The sequence below is a fragment of the Rhizobium sp. SRDI943 genome (assembly GCF_057653695.1).
The window spans coordinates 1,251,361-1,264,922 of the sequence record NZ_CM172787.1; the positions used below are offsets into that span (position 1 = coordinate 1,251,361).

Annotated in this window: 14 protein-coding genes; 7 read left to right on the forward strand and 7 right to left on the reverse strand. The window is 60.5% G+C overall.

Going from position 1 to position 13,562, the window contains the following annotated elements; translation table 11 throughout:
- Positions 1-3: 3 nt before the first annotated feature.
- Positions 4-1,191 carry a YdgA family protein gene (locus AC245Y_RS06345; RefSeq protein ID WP_017993561.1) on the reverse strand — a complete coding sequence of 396 codons (1,188 nt, stop codon included), beginning with the start codon at positions 1,189-1,191 and terminating at the stop codon, positions 4-6.
- A 235-nt stretch (positions 1,192-1,426) separates the two neighbouring features.
- Here AC245Y_RS06345 and parC point away from each other — a divergent pair, with 235 nt between their 5' ends.
- Positions 1,427-3,682, forward strand: coding sequence for a DNA topoisomerase IV subunit A (gene parC, locus AC245Y_RS06350; protein WP_003558286.1), 2,256 nt, complete (start codon positions 1,427-1,429; stop codon positions 3,680-3,682).
- A 258-nt stretch (positions 3,683-3,940) separates the two neighbouring features.
- Entirely contained in the window at positions 3,941-4,399 is a 459-nt protein-coding gene (locus tag AC245Y_RS06355) for an SRPBCC family protein (protein ID WP_012756877.1), read from the forward strand.
- Here the strand turns inward: AC245Y_RS06355 and AC245Y_RS06360 are convergent.
- The 6 genes from AC245Y_RS06360 to hemB form a co-directional block, all read right to left on the reverse strand.
- Positions 4,389-4,781 (reverse strand): type II toxin-antitoxin system death-on-curing family toxin, encoded by a 393-nt coding sequence (locus AC245Y_RS06360; RefSeq protein ID WP_017993562.1) that lies wholly within the window; start codon positions 4,779-4,781, stop codon positions 4,389-4,391. The two genes, AC245Y_RS06355 and AC245Y_RS06360, sit on opposite strands and share 11 nt — an antisense overlap.
- Entirely contained in the window at positions 4,778-4,999 is a 222-nt protein-coding gene (locus AC245Y_RS06365; protein WP_012756879.1) for an AbrB/MazE/SpoVT family DNA-binding domain-containing protein, read from the reverse strand. Before AC245Y_RS06365 ends, AC245Y_RS06360 begins: the two co-directional genes overlap by 4 nt.
- A gap of 59 nt (positions 5,000-5,058) precedes the next feature.
- Entirely contained in the window at positions 5,059-5,946 is an 888-nt protein-coding gene (locus tag AC245Y_RS06370) for a DMT family transporter (RefSeq protein ID WP_017993563.1), read from the reverse strand.
- Positions 5,947-6,723 (reverse strand): arginyltransferase, encoded by a 777-nt coding sequence (locus tag AC245Y_RS06375; RefSeq protein WP_003558295.1) that lies wholly within the window; start codon positions 6,721-6,723, stop codon positions 5,947-5,949.
- Between the two features lie 206 nt (positions 6,724-6,929).
- On the reverse strand, positions 6,930-7,388 hold the full coding sequence (locus AC245Y_RS06380) for an RDD family protein (RefSeq protein WP_003547150.1): 459 nt from the start codon (positions 7,386-7,388) through the stop codon (positions 6,930-6,932).
- 100 nt (positions 7,389-7,488) lie between these two features.
- Positions 7,489-8,502 carry a porphobilinogen synthase gene (hemB, locus tag AC245Y_RS06385; protein WP_012756882.1) on the reverse strand — a complete coding sequence of 338 codons (1,014 nt, stop codon included), beginning with the start codon at positions 8,500-8,502 and terminating at the stop codon, positions 7,489-7,491.
- 229 nt (positions 8,503-8,731) lie between these two features.
- Between hemB and AC245Y_RS06390 the strand changes: the two genes are divergently transcribed.
- The 5 genes from AC245Y_RS06390 (at position 8,732) to nrdR (ending at position 13,560) form a co-directional block, all read left to right on the forward strand.
- Complete coding sequence (locus AC245Y_RS06390) at positions 8,732-9,169, forward strand: DUF6163 family protein (RefSeq protein ID WP_026157306.1); 438 nt, start codon at positions 8,732-8,734, stop codon at positions 9,167-9,169.
- A gap of 128 nt (positions 9,170-9,297) precedes the next feature.
- Positions 9,298-9,813, forward strand: coding sequence for a transcriptional regulator LdtR (gene ldtR / locus AC245Y_RS06395; RefSeq protein ID WP_003547156.1), 516 nt, complete (start codon positions 9,298-9,300; stop codon positions 9,811-9,813).
- 445 nt (positions 9,814-10,258) lie between these two features.
- The gene (locus AC245Y_RS06400; protein WP_012756884.1) at positions 10,259-11,560 is read left to right on the forward strand and encodes a L,D-transpeptidase family protein; all 1,302 of its coding nucleotides are present in this window, start codon (positions 10,259-10,261) and stop codon (positions 11,558-11,560) included.
- A gap of 215 nt (positions 11,561-11,775) precedes the next feature.
- Positions 11,776-13,074, forward strand: a complete 1,299-nt coding sequence (gene glyA / locus AC245Y_RS06405) for a serine hydroxymethyltransferase (protein WP_017993564.1) — start codon at positions 11,776-11,778, stop codon at positions 13,072-13,074.
- Between the two features lie 9 nt (positions 13,075-13,083).
- Positions 13,084-13,560 (forward strand): transcriptional regulator NrdR, encoded by a 477-nt coding sequence (gene nrdR / locus AC245Y_RS06410; protein ID WP_003547190.1) that lies wholly within the window; start codon positions 13,084-13,086, stop codon positions 13,558-13,560.
- The last annotated feature ends 2 nt before the right edge of the window (positions 13,561-13,562 follow it).

A 13,562-nucleotide genomic window follows, 5' to 3' on the forward strand; every position in this document is an offset into this window, starting at 1 on the left:
CGATCAGTCGTTGGCGGTAACCTTGACGCCAAGCACCTGCGGCAGCGTGTTCGGAGCGCCCATGGCAGCGCCCACGATCGTCGGGAACGGCACCGGCTTTTCAGGGGCGGCCTTGACGGTCAGGCTCTTCGGATCGTCGAGGAAGGTGTTGACGGCAGCCGAAACGGCGTTCTGCAGTTCCGGGATATTGAGCTGCGCGATCATGATCGGCGTCATCGCCTTCAGCGAATCCGCCATCTGCTTGCCGGACATGTTCTGCTGCGAACCGGCATAATCGAGCGCGCGCTTGGTGATCGAGGCATCTTCGAAGCGCACCTGCGCGGCCTCGAAGGACAGCTGCTGCATCAGGCCGAGCATGGCAAGACCGAGTGCCTGCTGCGATTCTTCCTTGTTCGCACTGGCTTCAGATTGCTTCATCGCATCCTGTAGCGACTTTACGAAGGCCATCGTGTAGCCCGAGATCTTGAAGCCAAGGTTCAGCTTGCCGATGTTGGTGAAGTCGAAGGCGAATTCCGAAATGTCGATCGTGCCGGGGGCAAGTTCCCAGGCACCCTTCATGGTGATGTCGCCCTGGATGTGCTGCAGGGCCAGCTTCTCGATCGCGTCCTTGCTCTGCGGATCCTCGGCTTTGCTGAGGTCGGCCTTCATGCTTTTGAAGGCGCCGTCGAAATCGAAGCCGGATTCGTCTTCGCGCAGTGTCAGATTGACGTCGGTTTCGAGCAGCGAGAACACTTCCGCCCCATCCTTGACCACCTTCAACGGGCCGGTATGAGCGGTTTCGTAGAGCATCATCGTATCGAGCGTGTCGCCGCCCGCCGTTGCCGGGATCGAGATGCCGCCGAGCGTCAGCTCCTGCGCCGTGACCGTGACGCCGTCTTTGGTGGTGTTGATATCGGGGAAGGCGGCCTCTTCGATGTAATAGCCGCCATCCTCGTCTTCTTCGACACCGGAAAGGGTGACTTCGCCGACGGCCAAGCTTTCACCGCCGGCCGATTTGACGCTGACATTCTTCAGCGTCGCGGTCGTGCCGTCGATATCGACGGCGTCAGCCGAAATCGTTCCGCCCTGTACGGCATAGGCGGCATTGAGCTTCTTCAGCAGATCGGCGCCGTCGAGGGCGAAGGCCGAACCGGCGAGCGAGAAAAAGGCGGCGCCCGACAGCATCAGCCGCGTTGTCCGGGAAAAGTTCATGGGGTGATTCCTCTGGTGGCGTGGTGGCGGTTGGAAATCTGCAGTTACGCTACTACGGATTAGGCCCGCTTTATATTTGCGGATCTCTAAATTTCTGTTGAGAGGAACGGCAAACGAAGTCCAAATTGCGGCGGAACGTTTGTCTCATCCTTTGATGTCAGTCCCAAGACTTCATCCACAGCTGCAATGGCCCCGATTCCTTGCCCGCCGGCCTCTTCTGAGCTAGTCAGAACCTATGGGACAAGAGATTTTGCCGCCTTCAGGCGGAGACGACGATCACATCCAGCCGGTCGACCTCAAGGCGGCGCTCGAGCAGCGTTACCTTGCCTATGCGTTGTCGACCATCATGCACCGCGCCCTGCCTGACGTGCGCGACGGGCTGAAGCCTGTCCATCGCCGCATCGTCTATGCGATGAACGAGATGGGGCTGAGGCCGAACTCGGCCTTCAGAAAATGCGCCAAGATCGTCGGCGAAGTGATGGGTAACTACCATCCGCACGGCGACCAGTCGATCTACGACGCGCTTGCCCGTCTCGCCCAGGATTTCTCGCAGCGCTACACGCTGGTCAACGGCCAGGGCAATTTCGGCAATATCGACGGCGACAGCCCCGCCGCCATGCGTTACACCGAATCGAAGATGACGGCGGTCTCCGAACTGCTGCTTGAAGGCATCGATCAGGATGCCGTCGATTTCCGCGACACTTATGACGAATCGAATTCCGAGCCGGTCGTCCTTCCCGGCGCCTTCCCGAACCTGCTCGCCAACGGCTCATCCGGCATCGCCGTCGGCATGGCGACTTCGATCCCGTCGCACAATGCCCACGAGCTTTGCGACGCTGCCTTGCATCTGATCAAGCATCCCGATGCGACCGTCGAAAAGCTCGTCGAATTCATTCCCGGCCCGGATTTCCCCACCGGCGGCATCATCATCGATAGCCGCGACAGCATCATCGAGAGCTACCGCACCGGCCGCGGCGGTTTCCGCGTGCGGGCGAAATGGCAGACGGAAGATCTCGGCCGCGGCGGTTACCAGATCGTCATCACCGAAATTCCCTTCCAGGTGCAGAAATCGCGGCTGATCGAGAAGATCGCCGAGCTGCTGATCGCCCGCAAGCTGCCGCTGCTGGAAGATATCCGCGACGAATCGGCCGAAGACATTCGTGTCGTGCTGGTGCCGAAGACCCGCAGCGTCGATCCGACGATCCTGATGGAATCGATGTTCAAGCTGACGGAACTCGAAAGCCGCTTCCCGCTCAACATGAACGTGCTCTCCATGGGCCGCATCCCGCGGGTCATGGCGCTGAACGAGGTGTTGAAGGAGTGGCTGGACCACCGCCGCGAAGTTCTGCAGCGCCGCTCGCGCTTCCGCCTGGCGGCGATCGACAGGCGCCTCGAAATCCTCAGCGGCTTGCTGGTCGCCTACCTCAACATCGATGAGGTCATCCGCATCATCCGCGAGGAGGACGAGCCGAAGCCGGTCATGATGGCGCGCTGGGATCTCACCGACAATCAGGTCGAGGCGATCCTCAATATGCGGCTGCGCGCCTTGCGCAAGCTGGAAGAGTTCGAGATCCGCAAGGAATTCGACGAACTCACCAAGGAAAAGGGCGAGATCGAGACGCTGCTTTCCTCCGACGACAAGCAGTGGCAGACGGTCGCCTGGGAAATCGGCGAAGTGAAGAAGAAATTCGCCAAGGCGACCGAGATCGGCCGCCGTCGGACCCAGTTTGCCGACGCGCCCGAGACCGACGAGGAAGCGATCCAGCAAGCGATGATCGAGAAGGAACCGATCACTGTCGTCATTTCCGAAAAGGGTTGGATCCGCGCGTTGAAGGGCCATATCGCCGATACGGCGACGCTGACCTTCAAGGAAGGCGACGGCTTGAAGATCGCCTTCCCAGCGCAGACCACGGACAAGATCCTGATCCTCACCACAGGCGGCAAGGCCTTCACCCTCGGCGGCGACAAGCTGCCGGGCGGTCGCGGTCATGGCGAGCCGCTGCGCATCATCGTCGATATGGATAACGACCAGGCGGTGCTGACCGCTTTCGTCCATGATCCCTCGCGCAAGCAGCTGATCGTCTCGACCGCCGGCAACGGCTTCGTCGTTCCCGAAGCCGAGCTGGTCGCCAATACCCGCAAGGGCAAGCAGATCATGAATGTCGGGCTGCCCGAGGAAACCCAGCTGCTCGTGCCCGTCAGCGGCGACCATGTCGCCGTCGTCGGCGAAAACCGCAAGCTGCTGGTCTTCCCGCTGGCCCAGGTGCCGGAAATGTCGCGCGGCAAGGGCGTACGTCTGCAGCGTTACAAGGATGGCGGCATTTCCGACGTTCGCTGCTTCGCGATATCGGACGGCCTCGTCTGGGAAGACAGCGCCGGTCGAACCTTCACGAAGAACAAAGACGAGCTTGCCGAATGGCTGGCCGATCGCGCCACCGCCGGCCGCACCGTGCCGAAGGGTTTCCCGCGTAGCGGCAAATTCGCCGGCTAAAGCATAACAGCGTCCCGCGTCCTTTCAGACGCGCAAAGGACGCCGTAACAATTTGAATTGCTGGATAATTTATCCTTCAATCGATTCTGATTGAAGGAATTATCCAGTAAATTCCGCCCCCGACTCTTGGCGGGCGCAACAACTCCTCTATCTCATTGATGTTACCAAAAATACGAACAGGCCGGCTCAGAAGGCGGACGAGATGGCCGCGGCCCGTGCGCTTGGGGAAGTGCGCGTGCCCTTAACGGAGGAAAATCGATGCCCGCCAGCACCATCAAACTGCATGTCAGCCACACCTACAAAGCGCCGCCCGCCGTCGTTTACGACGCGTGGCTCAACCCCGAAATCGCCCGCCGCTTCCTGTTTGCGACCGATGACGGTCATGTCATTCGCGCCGAAATCGATCCGCACGTCGGCGGCCGTTTCTTCGTCGTCGACCGCCGCCCGACCGGCGACGCCTTTCATCAGGGCGTCTTCCTGGAACTGAAGCGCCCGCAGCGCATGGTCTTCAGCTTCTCCGTCGAGGAGCACGATCACAATTGCGACCGCGTCGAGATCAACATCGAGCCTCTCGGCGGCGGCAGCCGTCTGACGCTGACCCATGAAATGTGCGCCGAATGGGCCGAACACGAGGAAAAGACCCGGCAAGGCTGGGCGCATGTGGTCGAAGGTCTTGGCAGGGAACTGGAGCAGCAGCAGTTCAAGGCTACGGGCTGAGGGGTACGCTGAAATCCCGCAGGAAGCGGGTAGCGCCTTCCTCGTCGATCTCGCCGGCGGCTACCTCTAGTACAAATGCAATGATCTGCGCGTTGTCGGCATTGATGACATAGCGGTTGATGTAGAGAAACGTAAACGCCGCAAGATAGCCTGTGCGCTTGTTTCCATCCACGAATGGGTGGTTTCTGACAATGGCATAGAGATAGGCTGCGGCGAGTACGAAGATGTCTGTCTCGCCGGATGCAGCCTTGTTAAGCGGGCGTGCCAAGCTGGTTTCCAATGCATTGGTATCCCGCAGGCCAGCCAGACCGCCATGCTCGGCAATTTGCTCATCGTGCATATTTTCAATTGCTTGGCGGCTCAGCCACTTAAGCCGTATCATTTTGCGAGTTCGCGGAGCGCCACCCGATATTTTTCCATGCCGATGCGGGCTGCCCGCATTTGCTCGGCAAGGTCGGCGGATTCCGGTACAAGCTGAATATTACCCTCGACCTCTCGCAGTTCGAGGCTGTCGCCGCTGCTCAAGCCCAGCCGCTGCAGTACCTCTTTAGGGATAATAACGCCCTCGGAATTGCCGATCTTTCGAATTGTGACGTTCATCGCCTCATCCTCTGTGTGGTAACGGCGTTATAACACGGCAGCGAAACGGCGACAACGTCCTAACCTGCCATTTGAACGATGCTTTTCCTCCACACTATCCAGACGGAATGGGCTGCGATCGCCGCCACCAGGATGCCGCCGCCGACCAGCGTCATCGGCGCCGGCGTTTCCGCAAAGATCAGCCAGACCCAGATCGGTGCGAGCACGGTTTCGAGCAGGTAGAACATGCCCACCTCCGGCGCGGAGAGGTAACGCGGCCCGGTCGCCAGACACCAGAAGGCGAGTGGCATCATCACCGCGCCGTTAAAGAGGATCCAGGCGGGATGCTCGATCGAAAAACCGCCTGCCGGCATGACCGAGATCAGGCCGATCGCCGCTGGCAGTACCGTCGAAAGCAGCGAGACGAAACCCATCTCCCGGCGTGAGGCGCGGCTGATGGTGATGGCGGCGGCAATGATGAAGGCGGTAAGCAGCGCCATGCTATCGCCGAAAAGATGGCCGCCCGAAAGCCCGTCCCGGACGATCAGGCCGACTCCGAAGATCATCGCCGCCATGGCGAGCAGTGTTGCCAGCGCCGGCCGCTCCTTGAGGAAAATCCAGGAAAGCAGGGCGGCGAACATCGGATTGAAGGCGACGATGAAAACGACATTGGCCGTCGAGGTGTTGAAAACGGCGAGAAGGAAGACCACCGTCGTCAGGCCGTAGAGCAGACCGGTGACGAGGCCCGGCCAGCCCGGCACGAGCACTGGCCATCGCCCCTTGGCGATCCTGAGCGCCGTTGCCACCAGCAGCGTCACGCCAAGGGTCGCGATGCTTCTCGCCGCAAGAATCGACCACAGCTCGCCGTTGGCGAGCCTCATCAGCGGGATATCCACGGAAAGCGCCAGCCCGCCGATCGCCGTCAGCAGCAGGCCCTTCCGATGGTCGGAAAGAGCGGTGGGGAACATTCAGTCGTGGGTGCTCTCGGGCATGGACGAGGGATCGAAGCGTTCCCAGCCGCGCGGGGTCAGATGCTCCTGCGGCTGGAAGCGCGTCTTGTAGTCCATTTTCCGCGACCCTTGAACCCAGTAGCCGAGGTAGACATGCGGCAGCCCCAGCGCTTTCGTGCGTCTGACATGGTCGAGAATCATGAAGGTGCCGAGCGAACGCCGCTCAAGCGCCGGATTGAAATAGGAATAGACCATCGATAACCCGTCGCTCATCGTGTCGGTGAGGGCGGCGGCAAGCAGCTCGCCCTTTGGCCGCTGCTCCAGTCCGGAGCCTTCTTCGCGCCGGCGGTATTCGATGATTCTCGTATTCACATGCGTGTCTTCGACCATGATTGCATAGTCGAGCACGGTCATGTCGGACATACCGCCCTGCTGGTGGCGAAAATCGAGATAGCGTCGGAAGAGCGAATATTGCTCGCTGGAAGGCTGGGCCGCGAATTCGGTGGCGATGACGTCGGAATTCTCGGCAAGCACCCGCTTCATCGATTTCGTCGGCTCGAATTCCTGGGCGAGAATTCGCACGGAAACGCAGGCGCGACAGGATTCGCAGGCCGGGCGATAAGCGATGTTCTGCGAGCGGCGGAAACCGCCCTGCGTCAGGATGTCGTTCATCTCGGCGGCGCGCGGCCCGACCAGATGGGTGAACACCTTGCGCTCCATCTCATGCGGCAGGTACGGACACGCAGCCGGAGCCGTCAGATAAAACTGCGGTGATGGCGTCGTCTGCGTATTCATTTGTCGCGGAAATTTCCTTGTCGAGACCGTGCCGTTTCCTGACAGCATGACCTAAGAATAAAAAACGTCAACAGCGGGGCGCTTTTCGCCCTTCATATCAGTCTTCTAATTTTAGATATGGAGCGCCGGCACCCGCCGGCAAAGAGAAGGCGGAGACTTTATTTCGTCTCCGCCCCGGGATCGCAGTTAGGGTTTCAGCCAAAGTCTCAAGCTGTGCGCACCGTCGCCGTGCCCACCAGCAGGTCGTGGACGAGACGGCTGCGTTCGATGAACAGGCCGGCAAGCAGGATGAGCGGCGTCAGCACCGAGTTGAGGATCCAGAACAGTGCCAGATGCACGATCGCCGTCATGAAATCCATCGGCCGTCCGTCGACGCGCACGATCGCGATTCCCATGGCGCGCATGCCGAGCGAGGCCTGGCTCGGCCCGCCCACAGTCAGGCCGAAGTAAATGCCGGCGACGATGACGAAGAGGGCAGGGTAGAGAAAGAAGCCAAGGCCGAGCGTGACGATCGACAGGAAGAACAGCACGATCGCCGCGGGAATGCAGAGCAGGGCCACGATGACGTAATCGAGAATGAAGGCGAAGACCCGGCGGCTCAACACGCCGCTATAGGCGCGCCAGTCCTCCGGTGCGGCATAAAGCGGATTGGGGTTGTAGCTCATCTCAATCTCCTCAGGAAAAGCGATGCCGCTGATATGGTATCGGCAGGGCAAAATGCAATATTTGCTCTAGATTCGGATGATTTGGGCCGGTTCGGCCCAATCACCGCTTGGCGAGAATTTTCGCCACTTCGACCGCGAAATAGGTGAGGACACCGTCGCATCCGGCCCGCTTGAACGACAGCAGCGTTTCGAGCATCGCCCGCTCGCCGTCGATCCAGCCATTCATCGCCGCCGCCTTGATCTGCGTATATTCGCCGGACACCTGGTAAGCGAAGGTCGGCAGGCCGAAGGCCTCCTTCATCCGCCAGCAGATATCGAGATAGGGCAGGCCGGGCTTGACCATCAGCATGTCGGCGCCTTCCTCGACGTCGAGGGCCGCATCGCGGATCGCCTCGGTGCCGTTGGCGGGGTCGATATAATAGGTCTTCTTATCACCTTTCAGCAGCCCGCCAGTCGAGATCGCCTCGCGATAGGGACCGTAGAAGGCAGAGGCGAATTTCGTCGCATAGCTCATGATGCCGACGCTCTGGTGGCCGGCGGCGTCGAGCGCCATGCGGATTGCGCCGATGCGCCCGTCCATCATCTCCGACGGCGCAATGATGTCGGCGCCGGCATCCGCCTGCATCACGGCGGCGCGCGCCACCTGGTCGACCGTCTCGTCGTTGACGATCTCGCTGCCTCTGAGGATGCCGTCATGGCCGTGGCTGGTGAAGGGATCGAGCGCGACATCGGTAATGATGCCGATATTGGGCACCGCCTTCTTGATCGCCGCCGTCGCCTGATTGATCAGGTTGTTGGCTTCGAGGCTGTTCGAACCGGTCTCGTCGCGCAGCTCCATCTCGATATTCGGAAAGGTGGCAAGGGCCGGAATGCCGAGGCCGGCCGCTTCCCGCGCCGCTTCGACCGCCTTGTCGATGCTCATCCGGTTGACGCCCGGCATGGCCGGGATCGGATCGATGATGCCGGAACCCGGCACGATGAAGATCGGCCAGATCAGGTCGTCGACCGTCAGCCGGTTTTCCTGCACCAGCCGGCGTGTCCAGTCCGCCTTGCGGTTGCGCCGCATGCGGCGATGACCGGTGATGTCGTCGACGAGATGCGTCCTGTCCTGCATGATATCTGTCCTTGGCCCATTCCATTTATCGGAGCGCTCATTATCATGGCGCCTGGAAAATCCAAACCGGACGATTGGCCGCGGCGGAAAAACCTCTGGCGCATAACCCGAAAATCGGGCTCGATTTTCGGGTTATGCGCCAACTCAATGTTATAGAGCGTCCCTGGCGCGTCTTGTCAGACGCTCGGACGCCCTTGTGAAGATGCAACCCCAAACCGATGTCTGCGCTATGGAAACCGAATCCCCAACGATACCGAAACGCACACTGGCGGATATCCTCTTCATTCTCTTCCTGAGACTGGTTGCCGTCTCCTGCTTCTGGTTCGGCCTGCAATATTGGGCGATGCTCGTCGGCTATTCGCTGGTCGGCGCCGGCCGCTTCGATCTTTTGAGCCTGCCGTGGAAGGTGGCGAGCACCAGCCTCGCCGTGCTCTTCCCCGTCGCCTCCCTCGGCCTCTGGCTCACCGTCTCCTGGGGACCGGTCATCTGGGTGCTGGCCGCCGGCGGACAAATCCTCATGTATGGCCTACTGCCGGATATTTTCGGCCCCAATCAACTGATCATTTTGCTGCACGTCATCGTCGCCGTGGTCTACTTGATTTTCCGCCTGCTGCTCTGGCTGGAAAAGCGCCGGCATCGCCGCCAGGTAAGTGTTGATTTACCCTGAGACAACGTGGAGTTACCGGTAAGGCTCCGTTAAGCCTGCGGTTTAAGTCGAATTTTATATGTATTCGATAGGGTCTCACTCAAGGCGGGAAGAAAACACACCGCCAAACAAACAGTGAGGCAGTCAATATGAACACGAAAATCAAGCCGCAGGCGGTATCGACCTTCCGTGACCAACAGGACCACGACATCCGTGATCTTTACATGGAATCCCTTCATCTCGTTGAACGTCTGCACCGTCGTCTTCTCGACGTTATCAAGGACGAATTCGACCGTCAGGGTCGCAGCGACGTCAACGCCATCCAGGCGCTGCTCCTTTTCAACATCGGCAATTCCGAGCTGACCGCCGGCGAGCTGCGCTCGCGTGGCTACTATCTCGGCTCCAACGTTTCCTACAACGTCAAGAAGCTGGTCGATCTCGGCTTCATCAACCACCAGCGCTCGCGCATCGACCGCCGCTCGGTCCGCATCAGCCTGACCGAAACCGGCCAGGACATCGCCGAAACCGTGGCCAAGCTCTACGAACGCCACATCGCCTCGATCGACAAGGTCGGCGGCATCGGCACCGACGAGTTCACGCAGATGAACAAACTGCTCCAGCGTCTGGACCGCTTCTGGAACGACCAGATCCTGTATCGCCTCTGAGATCCCTGACCTCCTTTCAGGGTTAATCAAAACCGGATGCGTCCCTGCGCGTCCGGTTTTTGCCGTTTGCTCTCGCGTGGCATCTTTGCAACGCATGGCAGGCAAGCGCAAAGGCCTGTATTCAAGCCGTTTTTTAGCCGTTATTAACCGGCACGCTTTACCCCGTCATATGGTTCGTTGCGCCCTGTTTCCGGCATTCGGCAAGTCCGTCTTCCCACTGGCAACACGAATTGGCCATATTGGTGTGGCAGCGGAAGGCTTAACAACCGGCGCTTTCAATAGACCGATCAGGAATGTTCAGGCTGCCGCATCGCAATCTTGTGATGGGGCAAGCGGAATCTTTCGGTGTGCCGGGACAACGAATGGATTGGGATCTGCGTTAAAGCGCAGTGATATCGCAAAAGGCCGCAGGTTTTCTTTATAGCGGCATTCAGTGGTTGGGACTATGTCAAAGAAAAACGGAATTGAAGCTCTTTCGCGCCGCGCCTTCCTTGCGTCCGCGGCAACGGTTGGCGCCAGCGCGCTTGCCGCGCCGGCATTCGCGCAATCGGCGCTCGATACGCTGATCAATGCGCCGCGCCGCGGCAACTGGGACGACCAGTTCGACGCCAAGGCGGCGTCGCGCACGGCGACCGCCATGGTTTCCAACACGCCGATCCTTGGGCCCCAATCGGTCGCGAGCGCCCAGCAGGCGATCATGCAGTATCAGCAGATCGCCGCAGCCGGTGGCTGGCCTGAGGTCAACCCCGGTGACCAGCGCCTGCAGCTCGGGGTCAGCTCTCCAGCCGTCCAGGCGCTGCGCCAGCGCCTTGCGATCACCGGCGACCTGCCGCGCGAGGCCGGCCTGTCCAACGCCTTCGATTCCTATGTCGACGGCGCCGTCAAGCGCTTTCAGGCGCGTCACGGCCTGCCGGCGGATGGCGTTCTCGGCGAATTCACGCTGAAGGCGATGAACATCCCCGCCGATGTCCGCCTGCAGCAGCTGAACACCAATGTCGTCCGTCTGCAGACCTTCCCTGAAGACTTGGGCCGCCGTCACCTGATGGTCAACATCCCGGCAGCCTATGTGGAGGCTGTTGAAGACGGCAGTGTCGCGACGCGCCACACAGCGGTTGTCGGCCGCTTGAGCCGCCCGACGCATCTCGTCAATTCGAAGATCTACGAGGTCATCCTCAATCCTTACTGGACGGCACCACGCTCGATTGTCGAGAAGGACATCATGCCGCTGATGCGCAAGGATCCGACCTATCTCGAAAAGAATGCCATTCGTCTGCTCGACGGCAAGGGCAATGAAGTCGCCCCCGAGACTATCGACTGGAACGGCGAGGCGCCGAACCTGATGTTCCGTCAGGACCCCGGCAAGACCAACGCCATGGCGTCGACGAAGATCAACTTCTACAACAAGAACGGCGAGTACATGCACGACACGCCGCAGCAGGGCCTGTTCAACAAGCTGATGCGCTTCGAATCGTCGGGCTGCGTCCGCGTCCAGAACGTGCGCGACTTGTCGAACTGGCTCTTGCGCGAGACCCCCGGCTGGAACCGCCAGCAGATGGAGCAGGTGATCGCAACCGGCGTCAACACGCCGGTCAAGCTCGCCACGGAAGTTCCGGTCTATTTCGTCTATATCTCTGCCTGGGGCATGCCCGACGGCATCGTCCAGTTCCGCGACGACATCTATCAGATGGACGGCAATGCCGAGCTGGCGCTCGACACCACGGCTGGCATGGAACAGCCAGTCCAGTAAGCGGCGACCTCTGCATCGCAATTTGAAAACCGCGCTTTCCGGCGCGGTTTTTTTATGTGCGGATGGGCGCTGCCTGGTACGGCGTCAGGCTTCGGTGTCGTACGATCGCAAAAGAGCGCAAGCGCGCGCTTTGCTCAGCAAATGTCGTTCTTCGTATTGCCCTCGCCACGGCGGAAGGCTAATACCTCAGCGCATTCCAGTTGAGGAGCCCGCCCATGACCAATGCTTCCACCGAATCCTTCTTCAATCGCTCGCTTGCGGACGTCGATCCGGATATTTTCGGCGCGATCGGAAAGGAACTCGGTCGCCAACGGCACGAGATCGAACTGATCGCTTCTGAGAACATCGTCTCCCGCGCCGTGCTGGAAGCCCAGGGCTCCATCATGACCAACAAATATGCCGAGGGCTATCCCGGCAAGCGTTATTACGGCGGCTGCCAGTTCGTCGATATTGCCGAGGAACTGGCGATCGAGCGCGCCAAGAAGCTGTTCGGCGTCAATTTCGCCAACGTCCAGCCGAATTCCGGTTCACAGATGAACCAGGCCGTGTTCCTGGCGCTGCTGCAGCCGGGTGACACCTTCATGGGGCTCGACCTGAATTCGGGCGGCCACCTCACGCATGGTTCGCCGGTCAACATGTCCGGCAAGTGGTTCAACGTCGTCTCCTACGGCGTGCGCGAAGGCGACAACCTGCTCGACATGGATGAAGTCGCCCGCAAGGCCGAGGAAACCAAGCCGAAGCTCATCATCGCCGGCGGCACAGCCTATTCCCGCATCTGGGACTGGAAGCGCTTCCGCGAGATCGCTGACTCGGTCGGCGCCTATCTGATGGTCGACATGGCCCACATCGCCGGTCTTGTCGCCGGTGGCGTTCATCCGTCGCCGTTCCCGCATTGCCATGTCGCGACGACGACGACCCACAAGTCGTTGCGCGGCCCGCGCGGCGGCGTCATCCTCACCAATGACGAGGATCTGGCGAAGAAGTTCAATTCGGCTGTCTTCCCCGGCCTGCAGGGTGGCCCGCTGATGCACATCATCGCCGCCAAGGCGGTCGCCTTCAAAGAGGCGTTGCAGCCGGAGTTCAAGGATTACGCCGCCCAGGTCGTCAAGAACGCCAAGACGCTGGCCGAAACGCTGATATCGGGTGGCCTTGACGTCGTCTCCGGCGGCACCGACAACCACCTGATGCTGGTCGACCTGCGCAAGAAGAATGCCACTGGCAAGCGCGCCGAGGCAGCCCTTGGCCGCGCCTACGTCACCTGCAACAAGAACGGCATTCCCTTCGATCCGGAAAAGCCCTTCGTCACCTCGGGTGTGCGCCTCGGCGCGCCTGCTGGAACGACCCGCGGCTTCAAGGAAGCCGAATTCCGCGAGATCGGCAATCTGATCGTCGAGGTTCTCGACGGCCTGAAGGTCGCCAATTCGGATGAAGGCAACGCCGCCGTCGAAGCCGCGGTGCGCGGCAAGGTGGTCAGCCTCACCGACCGCTTCCCCATGTATGATTACTTGGGATAAGGAGCAGGGATGCGCTGCCCCTATTGCGGTTCGGAAGATACCCAGGTCAAGGATTCGCGCCCGGCGGAGGACAACACGTCCATCCGCCGGCGGCGTATCTGTCCCGATTGCGGCGGCCGCTTCACCACGTTCGAGCGCGTGCAACTGCGCGAGTTGATGGTCATCAAGAAGACCGGCCGCAAAGTGCCCTTCGACCGCGACAAGCTGGTGCGCTCCTTCGAGGTGGCGCTGCGCAAACGCCCGGTCGAGCGGGACCGCATCGAGCGCGCCGTGTCCGGCATCGTGCGGCGGCTTGAAAGCTCCGGCGAGACCGAGATCTCCTCCGAGCAGATCGGCCTGCAGGTGCTGGAAGCCATGAAGAGCCTCGATGATGTCGGCTTCGTGCGCTACGCCTCTGTCTATCGGGATTTCTCGCTTGCCGAGGATTTCGAGAAGGTTATTTCCGAAATCAACGCCAAGATCGCCCGCGACCCGCTGGACAGGTGAGC

What these genes read in the sequence shown, in the direction of transcription:
- AC245Y_RS06355 (WP_012756877.1), top strand. Translation starts at nt 3,941, where the DNA reads ATGCCCGCCAGCACCATCAAACTGCATGTCAGCCACACCTACAAAGCG.
- AC245Y_RS06365 (WP_012756879.1), bottom strand. Translation starts at nt 4,999, where the DNA reads ATGAACGTCACAATTCGAAAGATCGGCAATTCCGAGGGCGTTATTATC.
- AC245Y_RS06370 (WP_017993563.1), bottom strand. Translation starts at nt 5,946, where the DNA reads ATGTTCCCCACCGCTCTTTCCGACCATCGGAAGGGCCTGCTGCTGACG.
- parC (WP_003558286.1), top strand. Translation starts at nt 1,427, where the DNA reads ATGGGACAAGAGATTTTGCCGCCTTCAGGCGGAGACGACGATCACATC.
- AC245Y_RS06345 (WP_017993561.1), bottom strand. Translation starts at nt 1,191, where the DNA reads ATGAACTTTTCCCGGACAACGCGGCTGATGCTGTCGGGCGCCGCCTTT.
- AC245Y_RS06380 (WP_003547150.1), bottom strand. Translation starts at nt 7,388, where the DNA reads ATGAGCTACAACCCCAATCCGCTTTATGCCGCACCGGAGGACTGGCGC.
- hemB (WP_012756882.1), bottom strand. Translation starts at nt 8,502, where the DNA reads ATGCAGGACAGGACGCATCTCGTCGACGACATCACCGGTCATCGCCGC.
- AC245Y_RS06390 (WP_026157306.1), top strand. Translation starts at nt 8,732, where the DNA reads ATGGAAACCGAATCCCCAACGATACCGAAACGCACACTGGCGGATATC.
- AC245Y_RS06375 (WP_003558295.1), bottom strand. Translation starts at nt 6,723, where the DNA reads ATGAATACGCAGACGACGCCATCACCGCAGTTTTATCTGACGGCTCCG.
- nrdR (WP_003547190.1), top strand. Translation starts at nt 13,084, where the DNA reads ATGCGCTGCCCCTATTGCGGTTCGGAAGATACCCAGGTCAAGGATTCG.
- AC245Y_RS06400 (WP_012756884.1), top strand. Translation starts at nt 10,259, where the DNA reads ATGTCAAAGAAAAACGGAATTGAAGCTCTTTCGCGCCGCGCCTTCCTT.
- ldtR (WP_003547156.1), top strand. Translation starts at nt 9,298, where the DNA reads ATGAACACGAAAATCAAGCCGCAGGCGGTATCGACCTTCCGTGACCAA.
- AC245Y_RS06360 (WP_017993562.1), bottom strand. Translation starts at nt 4,781, where the DNA reads ATGATACGGCTTAAGTGGCTGAGCCGCCAAGCAATTGAAAATATGCAC.
- glyA (WP_017993564.1), top strand. Translation starts at nt 11,776, where the DNA reads ATGACCAATGCTTCCACCGAATCCTTCTTCAATCGCTCGCTTGCGGAC.